General features: G+C 50.5%; 13 protein-coding genes. 8 read left to right on the forward strand and 5 right to left on the reverse strand.

The window, feature by feature from the left end:
* Positions 1-10 precede the first annotated feature (10 nt).
* Positions 11-1777: a SulP family inorganic anion transporter gene (locus tag LWL52_RS04135; RefSeq protein WP_242917203.1), complete on the forward strand. Its 1767-nt coding sequence runs from the start codon at positions 11-13 to the stop codon at positions 1775-1777.
* A gap of 289 nt (positions 1778-2066) precedes the next feature.
* Positions 2067-2735: a DUF998 domain-containing protein gene (locus LWL52_RS04140; RefSeq protein ID WP_242917205.1), complete on the forward strand. Its 669-nt coding sequence runs from the start codon at positions 2067-2069 to the stop codon at positions 2733-2735.
* On the opposite strand, the gene LWL52_RS04145 is transcribed toward LWL52_RS04140, so the two are convergent.
* From LWL52_RS04145 to LWL52_RS04155, 3 genes are read right to left on the reverse strand one after another with little or no spacing between them, the layout of a single operon-like run.
* Positions 2732-5344: a phosphatidylglycerol lysyltransferase domain-containing protein gene (locus LWL52_RS04145; RefSeq protein ID WP_242917208.1), complete on the reverse strand. Its 2613-nt coding sequence runs from the start codon at positions 5342-5344 to the stop codon at positions 2732-2734. The genes LWL52_RS04140 and LWL52_RS04145 overlap by 4 nt on opposite strands.
* A gap of 25 nt (positions 5345-5369) precedes the next feature.
* Positions 5370-6440: an AI-2E family transporter gene (locus LWL52_RS04150; protein ID WP_242917210.1), complete on the reverse strand. Its 1071-nt coding sequence runs from the start codon at positions 6438-6440 to the stop codon at positions 5370-5372.
* Positions 6441-7328: a cyanophycinase gene (locus LWL52_RS04155; RefSeq protein ID WP_242917212.1), complete on the reverse strand. Its 888-nt coding sequence runs from the start codon at positions 7326-7328 to the stop codon at positions 6441-6443.
* A gap of 203 nt (positions 7329-7531) precedes the next feature.
* On the opposite strand from LWL52_RS04155, the gene LWL52_RS04160 reads away from it, so the two are divergent.
* The gene (locus tag LWL52_RS04160) at positions 7532-8104 is read left to right on the forward strand and encodes an HdeD family acid-resistance protein (RefSeq protein ID WP_242917214.1); all 573 of its coding nucleotides are present in this window, start codon (positions 7532-7534) and stop codon (positions 8102-8104) included.
* Positions 8105-8284: 180 nt separating this feature from the next.
* Here LWL52_RS04160 and LWL52_RS04165 read toward each other — a convergent pair whose 3' ends face one another.
* Together LWL52_RS04165 and LWL52_RS04170 are read right to left on the reverse strand one after the other, a co-directional pair.
* On the reverse strand, positions 8285-8530 hold the full coding sequence (locus LWL52_RS04165) for a heme NO-binding domain-containing protein (protein WP_242917216.1): 246 nt from the start codon (positions 8528-8530) through the stop codon (positions 8285-8287).
* Positions 8531-8542: 12 nt separating this feature from the next.
* Positions 8543-8812 (reverse strand): heme NO-binding domain-containing protein, encoded by a 270-nt coding sequence (locus LWL52_RS04170; RefSeq protein WP_242917218.1) that lies wholly within the window; start codon positions 8810-8812, stop codon positions 8543-8545.
* Between the two features lie 432 nt (positions 8813-9244).
* Here LWL52_RS04170 and LWL52_RS04175 point away from each other — a divergent pair, with 432 nt between their 5' ends.
* From LWL52_RS04175 to LWL52_RS04195, 5 genes are all read left to right on the forward strand, one after another.
* Positions 9245-11446: a S9 family peptidase gene (locus LWL52_RS04175; protein ID WP_242917220.1), complete on the forward strand. Its 2202-nt coding sequence runs from the start codon at positions 9245-9247 to the stop codon at positions 11444-11446.
* Positions 11447-11564: 118 nt separating this feature from the next.
* On the forward strand, positions 11565-13052 hold the full coding sequence (locus LWL52_RS04180) for an alpha-L-fucosidase (protein WP_242917221.1): 1488 nt from the start codon (positions 11565-11567) through the stop codon (positions 13050-13052).
* Between the two features lie 197 nt (positions 13053-13249).
* On the forward strand, positions 13250-14299 hold the full coding sequence (locus LWL52_RS04185) for a flavin monoamine oxidase family protein (protein ID WP_242917222.1): 1050 nt from the start codon (positions 13250-13252) through the stop codon (positions 14297-14299).
* 520 nt (positions 14300-14819) lie between these two features.
* Positions 14820-16313 carry a sensor histidine kinase gene (locus LWL52_RS04190; protein WP_242917223.1) on the forward strand — a complete coding sequence of 498 codons (1494 nt, stop codon included), beginning with the start codon at positions 14820-14822 and terminating at the stop codon, positions 16311-16313.
* Between the two features lie 42 nt (positions 16314-16355).
* Entirely contained in the window at positions 16356-17030 is a 675-nt protein-coding gene (locus tag LWL52_RS04195; RefSeq protein ID WP_242917224.1) for a LytR/AlgR family response regulator transcription factor, read from the forward strand.
* The last annotated feature ends 206 nt before the right edge of the window (positions 17031-17236 follow it).

The raw sequence follows: 17236 nt of genomic DNA on the forward strand, positions 1-17236 counted from the left end.
TGTGTAATACATGAACGATAGACCGGAAAATAGACCAGGCGGGAAAGCGGCAGAGGCACCGGAAGATTTGCTTCCGGGCGAAGTGGCGTTGAAGCATACGGTGGAGGAAACCAGCTATAAGCAGACAAAGGGCGCCACGCTGAAAGACGACGCCAATGCAGGCCTGACTGTGGCCATGAACGGGATTCCGGATGGCATGGCTTGTGGGCTGCTGGCCGGTGTAAATCCGATTATGGGCTTATTCGCCGCTGCTTACGGGTGCCTGGTAGGCGGAATATTCAACAGCTCCAAACTGATGATCATTTCCACGACCAGTGCGGCCGCTTTTCTTTTATATCAGCTCACGCAAGGCTACCCGGAAGCGCAACGGGTGGATGCCCTGCTCTTGCTGGTCATCCTCTCCGGCCTCCTCATGGTTTTGATGGGGCTTTTGAAGCTTGGCAGCCTGGTGCGGTTTGTTTCTTATTCGGTGATGACGGGTTTTCTGGCCGGCATTTCTATCCTTACCATCCTCAGCCAGTTGCCCACGCTTTTTGCCATTCCCGCCGAAGGGTCCAACAAGGTGCTGCAAACCGTGAACCTGGTTCAGAACATTGATCTTACCAACTGGCATGCGCTACTCCCGGGGCTGGCGACCATCCTTTTTATGATTGTATTGCCCAAAACGCCTTTGGGCAATAAATCGGCTATTGTCTCCATCGCCTTGCCCTCGCTTTTCATTTTTTTACTTAAATGGACAGACGTGGAAGTGGTGACTGATGTAGGGGAAATTCCAAAAGGCTTGCCGCCCTTTCAGCTGCCCGATTTTTCGCTGCTGCAGCCCACCCTGTTCAGTGGAGCGCTTTCGCTGGCACTGATCACGCTCATTCAGGCAGCCGGCGTCAGCCAGAGCGTGCCCAACCCGGATGGCACGCGGTCCAACACGTCCAAAGATTTTATAAGCCAGGGGATCGCCAACGTTTCGTCCGGATTATTCGGTGGCATTGGCGTGGGCGGTTCTTTAGGTTCCACTTCGTTAAACATCGTTTCGGGAGCCCGAAGCCGGTGGGCCGGCATCTTTTCGGGTTTACTGGTGCTGGCACTTGTCTTGCTGTTGCCCGGCCTGATCGGCAACGTGGCCATGCCCGTGCTAGCGGCTATCATGATCTATGCCATGGCAAGCTCCCTGAAGCTGGAAGAGAACATACAAGTATGGAACGCCGGCTGGGCATCCCGGATCGGCCTTGTGTGCACGTTCCTGATCACCTTGTTTATGCCGGTTCAATACGCGGTGCTGATCGGTGTACTTCTCTCTTTTGCGCTTTATTTCTTTACTTCTTCCCGGTTGGTACAACTACATCGGAGGCGGCTTTTAAGCCAGGGATGGTTTGAGGAAATAACGCTGCCTGCCGAAATTGAAAATGAAGCGATACACATTTTTGCCGTAGATGGTGATCTGCATTTTGCGGGAGCACGGGTGTTAGAAACCCAGTGGCCGAAACTGTTACCCAAAACCCGCCGCCCTGTCATTATTCTGGAGCTGCGGGGCCGCAATAACATCGGGGCCACCCTGACAGAGGTGATCGAAAGCTTTTACGATAAGATTACAAAAGCAGAAGGCCGGTTTTACATTACAGAATTAGGCGAAAACAGTTATGACTCCTTCCAGGTGCAGGCAAGCTCCGAAGTATTAAAAGGAATCCGGATCGTGAAGAAACACCCGATCATTGGCAAAAGTACGCAACAGGCTATGCTGGAGGCGCAGGATTGGCTTGAAAACGGTGCTCCCGCAAATTAAAACGCAAAACAAGCGGCCGCTTACCGGTCTTTGTGCTTTTACCTGGTTTGAGTGTTTTGCCTGCTTTTTATACTTCAAGGGCTTCTTTGAATTTTCCTTTGCGGGTAATCAGATAAGGAGCAGGAAGTATAAATGTGCTGTTGTGCTCCAACACACCTGAAAAACACTTAAGGGCGATGTAAGGATTGGGCTACCTTTACCCATGATTTACAAAGTTGAATACCTGCAAGGGCCTTACCTTACCAGGTATAAGTATAAGCAAGTATAAGTATAAGGTTGAACGGATAAGATGCCTAACCTGAATTTTTCACAGCGGCGAAAGCTGATACGCGTGGGTGCGGTCAGCTGCTACGTGGCCTGTATCGGCGATTTCCTGGTTACAATCCTGCTAGCAATGCTTTCGCCGGGGTATGATTCACTGGAGCAGCCCGAAAGCTTCCTGAGCGTTTCCGGCAGCCCGGTTGCTCCCTGGTTTGCTGCCTGGAGCGTTGCTTTTTCGGGCTTGTTGATCTTGTCTTCCCTGGGGATTATGGCGGCTTTTCGCCAAAGGCATTCGGCAAGTATAACGGTGTTGGCTTCGCTGATCACGCTCTATGGCATTGGGGAGGGCATTATATCAGGGGTGTTTCCTTTTGATATTGTTAACGGCAGGCTTAGTGTGTCCGCGCAGATCCACGAAGTAGCCAGTATTGTGGGGCAGATAGGTTTATACCTGGTGCCGGTGGCAGGCTGGTATGCATTGCGCCGGGAGTATCCGCTTATCAAGGGTCTGTCTATACTTGTGATCGTTTCCGGAAGTATTTTCGTGTTGCTTTACAACGCCTCCAAGCTGCACCTGGTGAGTTACCGGGGCCTGTGGCAGCGGCTCTTTATGGCCACCTATTTCCTTTACCTCATGTACCTGGCGTTGCTTGCCGACCGGCGGGCACGGGACCTGCCATCGCCAAATCGAGCTTAAACTGTCGTCTCCGATACTTTTTTCAGCGCAACCGGCACCTGCAGGAGCTGGTAATCGTCTTCGTAGACGAGGTACTTTTTCTCCCAGGCCGGCGAGAACTTCTCTTTATACTTCCGCAGCCCTTTAAAATGCCCGAATGTGCGCAGGTGCTCGTAGGCATAGCGGATCGTCTTTTGCTGAAAACTCCTGCCATCGATGCCCGATAGCGGCGCCAGGCCCATGTTTACTTTCCGGTAGCCTTTGGCTTTAAAGTATAAAAAGGCTTGGCAGAGCAGCATATCCAGGACGCCGTTGGGAGCGTCGGGCAATTGCCGGATCAGATCGTAGACGGCCATGCCCGGCACGCCGCAGGGCACTACGTCCAGAAAGGCGTATACTTTTTCATCTGCCTTCTCAATGGTCAGGATCGGATGGTCTTTCAAGATAGCCGCATCAAAAACACCTTCGGTAAAAGTCAGCTCCGCCTTTCCCTTGTCCTGCAGCCAGAGCGTGGAGACCTGTTCCAGCTTTTGCAGCAAGCCGGCTTTAATCGGCGGGTCGTATACTTTAAAAGCAAACCCATCGCTTGTCAGTTTGCGGATGGCATTGCGGTTGGCATGCATTTTACCGCCTTCTAGCGTAAAAGACGGCAGGTCCACGATGGCTTCTTCCCCAATCGGAAAGTTTTTTTTGCCCAGCAAAGTATAAACGGGCAGGTTTTCTTCGGATACACGGTAATAAGCCGTAATAAACCCGTTCTGGGCGCAATACCTATCAAAGGCTTGGATCGCCGCTTTCATCGCCTCCGGCATAGCAGCTACGGGGTCCTCCAGCGCAATAGCCACATGGCGCCATACTTTAAAAGAAACGAACGCCTGCCTGTCGGGGGTAAAAAAGAAAAGCTTGTCGGGATAGGTTTTAAAATAATCGAGGGAGGAGTGGCCATACTTGCCGGTCAAAGTGGCTGCCAGGGCTTTTTCTTCGGCAGAGTTAAACGGCTTTTGCAGGTAGGGGCGCAGCAAGCCATAGAGCACAAAAACCAGGTATGCGGCCCCTGCCGAGTAAAGCGAGAAAATGAACCAACGGGCAAAGGGCGTCCGTGGATCTATGCCTGCATTATCGAAGGTGAAAAAAAGCCGGAGCACCTGCCGGATGGATTGGGCGAGGCCGAAGTCCAGGCCAAAATGCACCCGGTCCATATAGTAAAATCCTATCACGCCATAGAGCAAGACCAGCAGCAACCCGTAAACCAGCACCAGGATACTGAGCCGGGTGTAGCGTGGGTGCGGCCTTAAAATGTAAGCCGAGCGGGTATAAAGCAGGCTGCAAAGTGTAAGGGTCGCAAACAAGGCTTCTTCGTAATCGATGGCTTTGGTTAGGTGCCCGATAATGGAAAGCGAGACAAGTATAACTGCCAGCACCCAGGCGCGCCGGGAGCCCTGCAGCAGGAAAACAGCCAGCAGCAAAAGGATCATGCCGGCCACCATCACCAAGCCGTTCGATGCCGAGATAACCTCCTGTGGAAAAATTTCCCGGACAAACTGCAGACGGGCCGGTATAGCCGGCGTAATCACCGAGAGCACATTGACGATGCCCGTAAAAAAGAGCAAAAGGGCCGGAAACACCCGCAAAAGGAAGCTGTCTTTTTTGATGAAGAAACTGCCCACGCCGGCCAGCAGCGGCAACCAGAAGTCAAACAACCGGAAAAGCAAGGTAACCGCGGCCGCAGCAACAACCGGCAGGCCGTACCGGGTCAGGATAACGGTCATAGCTACCTCAATGGCACCCAGTCCCCGAAGCAATGGGGAGGCGATCAGCAAAATCATCATGATCACGTACCCGACAAAAGCCGCCGGCCAGGAGGCCTCATAGCCCAGGGCCAGCATGGCGATGTAAAGATGGGCTACCCCGATAAAGTCGATGAGCAAAGCGGCTGCCAAAGCGTCCCATAGTTGCCCTCGGTCCAGCGGCTGCCGGGTGATCTCGTCGAGCAGGGTAGCCCACTGGGGCAGCCTATTGTGAAGCAACCTGTAAGCCCGTCCCTGTTTGAGAAAAGAGACCAGCACCGCCATTAAACCTGCTGTGAGCAGCACCAGGAAGCCAAAACCCAGCAACGCAGGCGCCTGCAGTTGCCCCCGCAGCAAAGCATAGCCCAGCGCCGGCACGGCAACAAGTATGGTGGAGAGCATGCCGCAGACACTGTAGAGCGAGGAAGCCAGGTATACGTGTGTCTTGCTAACCTGCTGTGATTCGATCTGGCGGGAGAAGAAGGCCAGCGAGGAGAAGCCACCGGCCGGCAACAGCACGCTGACGAGGTTGCGTTTCAGAAATAAAACGACCGCCTGCGGCCGGCTTACCGCGCTCCCCAGCGACCTGAAACAACGGACGTATACTTCGCCCTGCAGCAGAATATGGACGGCCGTCAGCAATGCACCAAGTACCAGGTAGAAAACCTTTGCCTGCCGCAATTGGCGCGTGATGGCTACCAGTTCAAGCTGCTGGTGCTGCAGAAAGTATACGGCCATCACCAGCATAAACAAAGCCAGCAGCGCCTGCCAGAAAAACAGGTTGTGCAGCAGGCGGGGAAAAAAGGCAATCCCCCTGTTTTTAAGTGCCGCCATGTTTTTCATACTTCATATCTTGTTCCTGAATAGCTTATGCCTGCCCTTTTTGGTTGCCCAGCAACAGCCCCCAGGGCCTGAGTATAGCAATACGGTCGAAGAAGAGTTTGAGGATGCCTGTCAGGGGGATTGACAGGATCATGCCGGCGATACCCCAGAGGGCATGCCCGGCAATGACCACCGTGATGGCCACCAAGGCATTGACCTGTACCTTGGACGCGACCAGGTAAGGGATGATAAAGGTGTTGTCGATGAAATGAATCAGGGCCGCCAGCGCCAGCACCAACAGGGGGTAGGTCATGGTATCTTTGGTGATGAAGGTGACCATGAGCATGAGCGAAACGGCCACCAGGCCACCCAGGTATGGGATCACATTCAGGAAGGCGCCGATAATACCAAGCAGCAGCGCGAACTCAATGCCGATCAGGTAGAGCCCCACGGCATACAACGCAGCTACGATAGCAGCTTCCAGCACCAGGCCCGTCAGGTAGTTTTGGATCAACGATCTGGTTTCTCCCAAAACCTCTACCATGGTGGCCGTTCTACTTTTAAATAGCTCGTAGAGAAAGGCAACGAGTAGGGGCCGGTAGAAAAGAAGCAGGACAACATAAATGCACGCCAGCAGGGTTTCTTCCAGCATAAAACCGATGGCAATAAATGCCTGCCCGATCGCCTTGCTGGTGCTGTGGATCAGGCGATCTTCCGTCTCGGTGGTCCATTTGTTTATTTGTAGCGCATTTGCATGAAACAAGCCCGATACCCAAAGCAGCACCTGGTGCAGTAACTGCTGCATTTTGAGCAGCATGTAAGGGAAAAGGCTGCTCAGCAGCCCTGCCTGGGTAGTGATATAGAACATGATAATGCCGGTGAGTAAAATGACGGGGGCCAGCGTGATGAGGATCGCGAGGGCCCTACTAATCCTCTTTTGAACCAGCCAGTTCACGATCGGGTGAAGTACGATGGATATGATCACCCCAAAAAGGAAAGGCACCAGTATAGCCTGTGCTATGGAGAGCATCGCGATAAACACATAGAGGCCTAACAGTAGCAATGCCAGCCTGGCGTAGCGGGGCAAAGGCAGGACGTAGGGCTTTTCTTCTATCATTTAGAACATCTGATGGTTTGGTCCTTGCTGCGCTTCTGAAAACCTGCCGGGGCTAACCATAAAGCACTTGCCCATGGGCAGTACGTGCAGCAACAGGTGCTCCAGGCACAGTGCCTCGCCGTTGGCGATGGCCGGGAAGTTATTTTCATACAACTGCCGGCCATCCATGAGCACGACCAGGCCAGTACCAATGGTTTCAATCACATTCCCGTTCCGGATCATCACGCCGGTGTCTTCACCCAATCCAATGCCAATGTGGTCCGGGTACGCCGCGATCGACTCGATAAGGCGCGGCATGCGGCGGCGGTTTATAAAGTGTGTGTCGATGATCAGGTTGGGCAGTAACGAAAGGCCTTCTCCCAGCCGTACGGTCCCTTTTGCCAGGATGCGCCTGTGTTCGGCGCTCCGGATCATGATGTTACCGAGCGCCATGGCACCGGCACTGGTACCGGAGATCAGGAATTTTTCTTCCTGCTGGTAGCGCTGCTGAAGGATGGAAAGTGCCTGCGATTGCAGAAATGCAGCGGCTATCCTGCTTTGGTCACCGCCCGTGAACAGCACGCCGTGGGCCTGCCGCAAACGCGCCAGGTTTTCCGGTTGGTCTGCCTCTTCCCGCGTTTGGATGTGCAACACGCCCACGTTGTGGCTGTCAAGCAGGGCAAATGCCTGCACGTAAGCAGCGCCTACTTCTTCGGGTATGAGCGAGGCTGTGGTCACGATTTCCAGCCTGGAAGTTTTGCCATAAAGCTCCCGGTGTATTCTTTCCAGAATGCCTTGTTGAAAGAAGTTTATTTTCCTTCTCAGATTCGGTAAGGAGGGGGTTGGATAAGTGCCCTTGTCTACATTCCCTCCAATGGCAATTATTTTTCCTTTTGGGACAGGCATCATGTGCTACAATTAGGTGAATGCTGCAGGACAGCAGTCGGTATTGGTTTGTATTTAATACGGTAGAAAAATAAACAAAACAATAGTTGGGGAGTAAAAATAAGAAGTGCGGGAGGTAAACGGCCCGGCCCCCTTTCCCGTTGCCTGTATGTTTGGCAGGTGTAGCGTTGTTTCTGATACAGTATAGCAGATCTTAATCAAGCCATATGGAATTGGTATTATACAGGCACTGGTGGCTGTTAAGCTTAAAAGGTGTCGTATTAATCTTGCTGGGCATTCTAGCCTTTTTGTTTCCTATTAGCATCATTATCGGTCTTGCGGTGTACATCGGCGTATTCCTTGTTTTTATGGGCGTTCTGTTAATTGTCGCCGCTTTTGCCAACAAGGATAAAAGCCAGTGGGGGTGGATCCTGGCCATCGGGCTATTTGATGTGGTGCTGGGGGCGGTCCTGATGTTTTACCCACTGCTCACAGCCATCGCCTTTGCTATCCTGACCGGTTTCTGGGCAATCTTTACGGGTATGCTGCAGATAGTAGCTTTTTTCTCGGTGCGGAAACTGCATTCGGGTACCTGGATACTCATGCTGCTGACAGGATTGCTGACCATTTTGCTGGGCATGTACCTGATCGGGAGCCCATTCAGCGGAGCGGTTGCTTTAACGTACCTGTTGGGCTTGGAAGCACTGCTGGTCGGCTTCATGAGCCTGGTGTATTCGTTCCGGCTGCGCAAGATCGCGTCCCCTCCGGCGGGAGAAGGGCCCTACCAGTTTTCGCCTTGAAATAGGCGGTATTGTAGATGGGAGAGCATGTTTTGAGTTTTGCTTCGGCTTGCGTGAGAATATACAAAACAGCCCGGCTATACTTGTAGGAGCAACTCAAAGAGAGAGGAAGCGGTAAAAGTCACGTTAACATGAGTGCTGTTATCTGACTCACCTCACACTATTAAGCTAAACTCTGCTTTAATCTGTACCCTCTCCGCCCACAAGTCCGTCACAGGCATAACCTTTCACCTTTTCTTCCTCCTGAAAGTAACTGGCAAGCCCTTTAAAGGTGCCTATGGCAAAGCCAGCCATCTTACGCTTGGAGTAGTAATCTAAAATCAATATGTTCTTGCCTACCTTGGTAACATGTAATGGGGGTGGGTTTGTCTGGCTGTTCTCCTGCTTAATGCCACCGTGCATGTGGGAACCGATGTACCGAAGCATGTCGTACGTTATTCAGATGGGGTTAATGTAGCGTTTAAAGACTAACAACAGGTCCGGTACGAATAATTTCCCGAACTTTTCCTGAAAAACGGAATAAGGTATCTCTTCCAAGCGTGCGCCCTTATCTATAATGGTAAACAGTTCCGATATCGGGTAGATCTCGTTCATCTGGTAAGGCTCCTGCAAGCGGTTCAGCCCTTCGCGCGGCATAATCCTGATCCAGGTGCTGTAATTAAGTAAAGTTGGCCTGGTGGCACATAAACGCCTTCTTTTTATTTGCATACCGACCCATAGCTCAACTTCGCTGTGGTAAACCGCTACGACAGGCAGCATGCCCATGTGTAAGGTACAGGCGTTGGGCTGTTCATCGTCAAGGGATGTAGGAAAGCCATAAAAAGGCAGGAATGAAGCTGATTAAAACCGTTTTCACCACCTCACGACCTTGTAAAATGATAGGAATGTACCACACTGTAAGTGCCCACGCATCTTATCTTGGATGAGGTGCGTTCTTTGTAAAACAGGTATAATTGCTTTATACTTACGCAGCAGAAATTCAGCGGGTGCCCTGCTTTTGGTTACACCTTGCTTGTGTCTGCATGAAAATCTCGTATTTATTTATTGTGACGTAAGGATTATGGCAAAGCTGTGTGAGCCTGTATGTTGCATAAAATGAGCTGCTTAACTTCTTAACGGATACGCTAAATTAACCCAGGTATGTTTTTTTTGAAATCTCGAATCGTTTTGCTGCAGTTACTGCTGTTGCTGTTGTCCTTTACCACGCTGGGTCAGGGCTATCAAAACCGGTATTGGTTAAAGTCGGGCAATGCCTATGTGCTGGCCGAGCAGGGGCAACTGGCCAAGTATACTTTGCCGGACGGCTCGTCCAGTGTTTTCCTGGAGAAGGCGGCCCTAATACCAGCCGGTAAAACGGAACCCTTGAAAGTGCGCAGCTTTACATTGTCTGCTGATGAAAAGAAAGTCCTGATCTATACCAATACCCGGAAAGTATGGCGCTACGATACCCGGGGCGATTACTGGGTGTATGACCTGCAGACAAAACAGCTGCGGCAGCTGGGAGCTGGCAGACCGGAATCCTCGCTGATGTTCGCCAAGTTCTCGCCGGATGGAAGCAAGGTAGCCTACGTAAGCGAGCACAATATTTTTGTAGAAGACCTGCAGAGCGGGCAGCAAAAGCAGTTAACCCAGGATGGCACCCGCAAGCTTATCAACGGCACCTTCGATTGGGCCTACGAAGAAGAATTCTCTGCCCGCGATGGCTTCCGCTGGAGCCCCGACAGCAAACGGATCGCCTACTGGCAGCTGGATGCCACGCAGGTGAAAGACTACATCATGTTTGATATGCTGGATGGGGTGTATACCAAAGTAATTCCGGTAGAGTACCCGGTAGCAGGAGAGGCCCCATCACCTTACAAGATCGGCGTAGTCGATATTAACTTGGCGGTTACCCGCTGGATGGAAATTCCCGGTAACCCAAGCAATACCTACCTGCCCCGCATGGAGTGGGCCGCTGCTGCCGATGAACTGATCGTGCAGCAACTGAACCGCAAGCAAAACGAAAGTATACTTTACCTCTGCAACGCGGCAAATGGCAAGGCCAAAGAGCTTTACAAAGAGCAGGATAAAGCCTGGATCGACATTCTGCCTAGCTGGGATGATTCCTATAATTACGGCGGCTGGGATTGGCTTAACGGGGGCAAAGAATTTTTGTGGGCGAGCGAGAAAGATGGCTGGCGCCACCTCTACCGCATCAGCCGCGACGGCAAAAAAGAACACCTGATCACCAAAGGCAACTACGATGTGATGGAGATTGCCGGCATCAACGAAAAAGAAGGCTACGTATACTTTCTGGCCTCGCCGGACAATGCCACGCAACAGTACCTGTACCGCACACGCCTCAATGGCAAAGGCAAGGCCGAGCGCTTAACACCGGCATCACAACCAGGCACCCATACGTATAGTTTGTCGCCAAATACAAAGTATGCGCAGCATCGTTTTTCTAACTACTATACCCAACCGGCGAGCGAGTGGGTGTCGTTGCCAAGCCACAAGGCTACAACTGGCGAAAGCGCCGTAGCTAATGCTTTGGCTGCGGCAGATAAAGCGGCCAGCAACGTAGAGTTTCTCAAGGTGAAAACGGCTGATGGCACTGAAATGGATGCCTGGATGGCCAAGCCTGCCAACTTTGATCCGAAAAAGAAATACCCGATCGTATTTTATGTTTACTCCGAACCAGCCAGCCAGACCGTGACCGACACCTATGGCGCCGGCCAGAATTTTCTCTACAACGGCAATATGGCCGAGGATGGTTACATCTATGTTTCGGTAGATAACCGCGGTACACCCGCACCAAAAGGCAGAAACTGGCGCAAAAGCATTTACCGGAAAGTTGGCCAGCTAAACATCGCCGACCAGGCTGCGGCAGCGCGTGAACTGCTCAAGTTACCGTATGTAGATACAGCCCGGGTAGCCGTCTGGGGCTGGAGTGGTGGCGGCTCTGCTACGCTCAACCTGCTTTTTCAGCACCCCGAGATCTATAAAACCGGTATTTCGGTAGCGGCTGTAGCCAACCAGCTCACCTACGACAACATTTACCAGGAGCGCTACATGGGCCTGCCGCAGGAAAACCGCGAAGATTTTGTGAAAGGCTCCCCCATCACCTATGCCAAAAATCTGCGGGGCAACCTGCTCTACATCCACGGCACCGGCGACGACAACGTGCACTACAACAATGCCGAGCAGTTGGTAAATGAACTGATCAAGTATAACAAGCATTTCCAGTTTATGCCATACCCGAACCGTACCCACAGCATCTCGGAAGGGGAGGGCACCGGCGAACACTTATCAACCTTGTATACCTATTACCTGAAACAATACTGCCCGCCGGGCGGCAGGTAAGGAGTGAAGGAGAAGTAGGCCGCTGTCCCCTGTCTTATAAACCTCAGCGGTCCTCCTTTTAAGAACGGTTTTCAAGGAGTAATAAATCACTAAAGCGAAGATACAATTCAGGTGCCTGATGATGAAGAAACACTGCCTGCTACTCATTGTGGTGGCTTTTGCCGCCAGCCATTTTTCCTGTTCCGGAGATAAGCGTATAAGCTCTTCGGCTGCTGTTTCTGCACCCGCACCCGTATTGCCGGTGCCCACGGCAGCGCAACTGGCCTGGCACGAGATGGAAACCAATGCCTTCATTCATTTTACGACCAACACCTTTACAAATAAAGAGTGGGGCTATGGCGATGAAAGCCCCGCTGTTTTTAACCCAACCCAGCTAAACGCCGAACAATGGGTAACCACCCTCAAAGATGCCGGTTTTAAAGGGCTTATACTTACCTGTAAGCACCACGATGGCTTCTGCTTATGGCCCAGTAAGTATACGGCGCATACAATAGCAAACAGTCCTTACAAAAATGGCAAGGGTGATATTGTAAAGGAAGTATCGGAGGCCTGTAAGCTGCATGGCCTAAAGTTCGGGGTATACCTCTCGCCCTGGGATAGGAACAGGGCCGACTACGGCACACCTGCTTACATCGCTTACTACCGCAATCAGCTAAAGGAGATTTTCTCTACTTACGGGCCCGCCTTCGAAATGTGGTTCGACGGGGCTAATGGGGGCGATGGGTATTATGGCGGGGCAAAAGAAAGCCGCAAAATCGACGGCTCCTCGTATTATGACTGGCCTACCACTCTAAAACTAGTGAACCAGTTCCAGCCGCAGCCCCAGGTACTTTTTTTCAGCGATGCCGGTCCCGATATTCGCTGGGTTGGCAACGAAAAGGGGCTGGCCGGCAGTATAAACTGGAGTACAATCAACAACGACACCCTTTATGCCGGTAAAGCGGGCATTGAGCAGTTGCTGAGCACGGGCAGTGCTGACGGTGATAAATGGATTCCGGCCGAAGTGGATGTTTCTATCCGGCCAGGCTGGTTTTATCATCCGCAGGAGGATTCGCTGGTGAAAACACCGGAGCAGCTTTTTCAGATTTATCTTACTTCTGTGGGGCGTGGTTCCACGCTGCTGCTCAACGTACCACCCGACAGGCGTGGCCTCATACACGAAAAGGATGTAGCAGCCCTGAAAGGGTGGCGGCAGCTGCTGGATGAAGCATTTAAAACCAATTTGGCGGCTCATGCAAAAGTGAGTGCCAGTACTTACCGGGGGCATGTAAAAACATATGCAGGTGCCAACGTGACAGACGACGACAAGGAAACCTACTGGGCTACAGATGATGGTGTGACAACGGGCAGCCTGGTTATAGACATGGGCAAGAATCAGCCTGTAAAGTATATTGCGCTGCAGGAATACATCAAGCTGGGGCAGCGGGTGAAATCGTTTACGGTAGAGGCCCGGCAGGGCAACAACTGGAAGCCACTAGCCCAGGAGTCCACGATCGGGTATAAACGCATCATCAAACTGGACCAACCGGTGGCAACAGACCAGATAAGAATCAACATTACGGCATCCAAAGCGTGTCCGCTTATTTCCAGCGTGGCTGTTTACTAAGAAAGACGCTTTTAGGATGGGCGTTTGAAAATGCCTAAACGCATGGAAGCGTACTAAAGCACAGCCTTCTTCCTGCCTGTTCCAGCGGATCTGGTAAAAACGGTGCCGATGCAGTTGGCCATTTTAAGGTTATATGTTTTCAGGTACACCCCTAAACTATAGATGCCAATGTTTATTTATTTTTACAATTTTACACAATGAAATCGAGCGACATCATCATTGTAGGAGGCGGGTTAAGCGGGCTTACGTTAGCTTATTTGTTAGCACAGAAGAATATAGAATCCATCGTTTTAGAAGCTTCTCCAAGGTTAGGAGGCAGAATACAAACAGTTACAGGGGCACTAGATACTCCCCTGGAATTAGGAGCCACCTGGTTTTCTGATATGCACCCGAATTTGCTTTCCCTGGTGAAGGAGTTAGGGCTGACGACGTATCCGCAGTTTTCAAAAGGGATATCCTTATTTCAAACAAAATCATTCGAGCCCCCGCAAAAGTTCTTTGTACCGGAAGCAGAAGCTCCCTCTTACAGGCTTGCCGGAGGCACCCAGACCTTGCCTGATACCTTAGCTAAGAAATTAGCTGCGCCAAGCATCCGGTTCAATACAAGGGTAACAGCCATCAGAGATGCTGAAGATAGTGTGCTTGTAGAAACCGCAACCGGGGAAGAGATCAGGGCCGGTAAAGTAGTGCTCTGCTTGCCACCCCAACTAGCGGCTGCAAACATTACGTTTTCTCCAGCGCTACCAGAACCTGTGCTCGAAATTCTGCCAACGGTGCAAACATGGATGGCAGGTGCTGTTAAGTTCACCTTAGAATATGGGGAGCCGTTCTGGAGAAAGGAAGGCTATTCGGGTATGTTGTACAGCCACGCCGGCCTTATTGCAGAGATGTATGACCACACCAATTATGAAGAAGACAAATTCGGCTTTACAGGTTTTCTAAGTGGCGGCGCAGCATCCTATTCCCAGGAGGTGCGAAAAGAGTTTGTGTTACGGCAACTAGGTGAATTACTGGGAGAGAAAGCGTTGGCGCCTACGGCTTATTTTGATAAAGTATGGACGGATGAGTTTATACTGGCAGGGACCCAGGTTATCCAGAGACCGCATCAAAACAACGGGCATCCGTTTTTGCAGCAAAGCTATATGAACGGAAAGCTCTTCTTTGCCGGGACCGAAACGGCTACTGCCTTTGCCGGTTATATGGAAGGGGCGGTGCTTTCAGCCAAATCCATTGCAGAAAGGCTTTGAAAATAATGATATGCCTTGCTGTGATTTAAGCGGTTGATTTTGTTTGAATTTTAGGAAAAGATTAAATCTTGCTAACATTATATAGACGGGAAGTATAGGTGGGTTTTTGTTACTTTGCTTGTAATCTAAAAAGTGATTAGGGTGAGATAATCTTGAAAAATGCTACTCAGGTTCACCTTTAATTTTATAATAATCTTTCGCGGAAAAGTTCGGCTAATTCCTGACTTCTCTTCTTGGCTTCTCAGCGCATTCTGAGGCAGTGCCCAGTGATGGTGTTTGTTATAGAATGCTAAGGAAGCAAAGTATAATGTGCGTTGCTGTACTATTAATTGTAGAGCTGCTGCAGCTTAAAAACCATATAGTTCTTTAAGTATGTCTTACAGGGCTTTTATACTTTCAGATTGAACGATCGAGCAACATGCTTGATTCGTCACAAACTTCAGGGCTTTCATCACTTTTATTCCATTTCAACAAAGTCAACTGCTATTATTGACTTATGAATGATGTAGCAATAAAAAACATGATGGCTGAACCTATCCAACGGAATAAGGTAGAGTTCTGGGCCGCCACTACGATTTACGTGTTTGCGCTATTTTCGCTTTCGATAGACTATAGCCCGAACGAGTATCCTTTTAAGGAAGTGAACCTGGTTTACCACTACTACGAGCATTTTTTCTGGCCCCAGTTGGTGCGCTTCACCATTATTTACCTGGCTTTCCTGCTGCTTAACTTTAAGGTGGTGCCCCGGTTGATGCGTAAGGAAGCCATCTGGGGAAATGCCATGCTTGTATTGCTTGCATTTGTTGCTGTTGGAATCGTCACCGGCATTGCAGACACTTACTTTAGGGGGTATCTGATGGCAAGGTATGATTCCGTGCAGGACTTCTGGAATTATATCTTCCAGAGCAGTTTGCAGAACACCTTGCGGTTGTTGCTTGTGTTTGGCTTTTACACGTTCATCAAATATTTCGGACTCTACCTGCTATCCAATTCTGCTGCCATACAGTCGAAGTATAAAATGCTGACGCAAGAAGTGATCACCACTTTTATGGTGTGGCTGGTGAGCGTGTTTATACTTGTTGTATTTAATGTAGGGGAGGAAATAACAGCCATCTGGACGATTGTATCGCTTAGTGCTATCCTGTTATACTTCTACTCTTTTTACGCCCTTATCCCTAAAGTACTTGCAGCCAAACGTCCTTTACTGGCCTATGAGTTACGGGTACTGTTAATCCTTGTACTTTCTTATTTGCCTGCAGCTTTCCTGTTACTGCCTATGGTACACAACGAAGACGCTGCTTTTGGGATCAGCTTTTTTAATGCCCTGTTTCAGCTGGTTATTACAGGGCCTGCCACCTGGGTCTTGTATCAGCGCCAGCTCAAGGGAAAAGAAGAGGTGTTTGTACTGAAAAAGGAGCTAGGGCATTCTGCCGCCAACCTCGACTTTCTGAGGTCGCAGATCAATCCGCACTTTTTATTTAATGCCCTTAACACGCTTTATGGCACGGCCCTGCAGGAGAACAGCGAACGCACGGCACAAGGTATCCAGATGCTGGGCGACATGATGCGCTTTATGCTGCACGAAAACCACCAACAACGAACGCTGCTGGCGCGCGAGATCGAGTACATGCGCAACTACATTGACCTGCAATTGCTGCGCACGTCTGCCTCGCCTGATATACTGATCGAAACCAATATCGAAGAGGTGCTGGACCAAAAGTATATTGCGCCCATGCTGCTGATCCCTTTCGTGGAAAATGCATTCAAACATGGTATAAGTCTGCAGCACAAGTCGTGGATACGCATCAGCCTGCACTGCGAGCAGAACAAGCTATACTTCGACGTATACAATAGTACACACAAAAAATCAGAGAACGATCCGGAGAAAGACAAATCGGGAGTGGGGTTGAAGAACGTGAAGCAGCGCCTGGAGCTGTTATACCCGGCAAAGTATGATTTGATCATCCGCCAAACGCCGGAGGAGTACTTTGTGCACCTGACGCTCGAACTATAAGCAGGATTTAAGTATATTTCAGGAGTAGGTATAAACGCAGGTATGAGAGCAATTGCTATAGACGATGAACCCATGGCGCTGGAAGTGGTGCGATCGCATGCTGGCAAGGTGCCTTTTCTGGAGCTGGTTGCCTGCTTTACGGATGCCTTCAAAGCAATGGAGTACCTGCAGCATGAACCTGTAGAGCTGCTTTTTCTGGACATTAAAATGCCTGATATTTCGGGTTTGGAGTTTGTGACCAGCCTTCAGAAAAAGCCGCTGGTTATCTTCACCACCGCCTACTCCGAGCATGCCGTCACCAGCTTTGAGCTGGATGCCATAGACTATCTGCTGAAGCCTTTCTCGCTGCCGCGGTTTATCAAAGCCTGCAATAAAGCCCACGAACTACTGCAATTAAGAGGCGCCTCAGCGCCAGCCAGAGATTACCTTTTTCTCAAGACGGGGTATGAGCAGGTGAAAGTACACTTTGAGGAGATTTTATACTTGGAGGCCGCAGGTAATTACGTCACGTTTGTGCTGGAAGACAAAAAGTTGCTTACCCGCATGACGATCAGCGAAGCCACCGACATGTTACCAGCGGATCAGTTCATCCGCGTGCACCGCTCTTACATTGTAGCCAAAAACAGGATCTCTAAAATTGAGCGCCACCAGATAGTTGTTCAAGGAAACGAAGTGCCCGTCGGAGGCTCCTATATACAGCAACTGCAGGTAGTTTAAATTTAACGAAGATAGTTAGTCTGTAAAATAGAAAAGCCGCTTCAGGTAAATTTGAAGCGGCTTTTCTATGTGTGCACCCATCATTACGAATTTAAAACTCTTTAATGAAAGACCTGAGAAAATTGTGCAGACAAGGTAGGTATAACGGGTAGCTTCTACGGGAGCTGCAAAGATGCCTGTGGCGTAAAGTTGAGCCTTTCATGGAT

The organism is Pontibacter liquoris (genome assembly GCF_022758235.1).
Taxonomy (GTDB): Bacteria; Bacteroidota; Bacteroidia; order Cytophagales; family Hymenobacteraceae; genus Pontibacter; species Pontibacter liquoris.

Bases quoted from the DNA above. Each gene is read 5' to 3' on its own strand.
- LWL52_RS04190 (WP_242917223.1), top strand. From the start codon at position 14,820: ATGATGGCTGAACCTATCCAACGGAATAAGGTAGAGTTCTGGGCCGCC.
- LWL52_RS04155 (WP_242917212.1), bottom strand. From the start codon at position 7,328: ATGATGCCTGTCCCAAAAGGAAAAATAATTGCCATTGGAGGGAATGTA.
- LWL52_RS04165 (WP_242917216.1), bottom strand. From the start codon at position 8,530: ATGCTTCGGTACATCGGTTCCCACATGCACGGTGGCATTAAGCAGGAG.
- LWL52_RS04180 (WP_242917221.1), top strand. From the start codon at position 11,565: ATGATGAAGAAACACTGCCTGCTACTCATTGTGGTGGCTTTTGCCGCC.
- LWL52_RS04195 (WP_242917224.1), top strand. From the start codon at position 16,356: ATGAGAGCAATTGCTATAGACGATGAACCCATGGCGCTGGAAGTGGTG.
- LWL52_RS04150 (WP_242917210.1), bottom strand. From the start codon at position 6,440: ATGATAGAAGAAAAGCCCTACGTCCTGCCTTTGCCCCGCTACGCCAGG.
- LWL52_RS04175 (WP_242917220.1), top strand. From the start codon at position 9,245: ATGTTTTTTTTGAAATCTCGAATCGTTTTGCTGCAGTTACTGCTGTTG.
- LWL52_RS04145 (WP_242917208.1), bottom strand. From the start codon at position 5,344: ATGAAAAACATGGCGGCACTTAAAAACAGGGGGATTGCCTTTTTTCCC.
- LWL52_RS04140 (WP_242917205.1), top strand. From the start codon at position 2,067: ATGCCTAACCTGAATTTTTCACAGCGGCGAAAGCTGATACGCGTGGGT.
- LWL52_RS04185 (WP_242917222.1), top strand. From the start codon at position 13,250: ATGAAATCGAGCGACATCATCATTGTAGGAGGCGGGTTAAGCGGGCTT.
- LWL52_RS04170 (WP_242917218.1), bottom strand. From the start codon at position 8,812: ATGCAAATAAAAAGAAGGCGTTTATGTGCCACCAGGCCAACTTTACTT.
- LWL52_RS04135 (WP_242917203.1), top strand. From the start codon at position 11: ATGAACGATAGACCGGAAAATAGACCAGGCGGGAAAGCGGCAGAGGCA.
- LWL52_RS04160 (WP_242917214.1), top strand. From the start codon at position 7,532: ATGGAATTGGTATTATACAGGCACTGGTGGCTGTTAAGCTTAAAAGGT.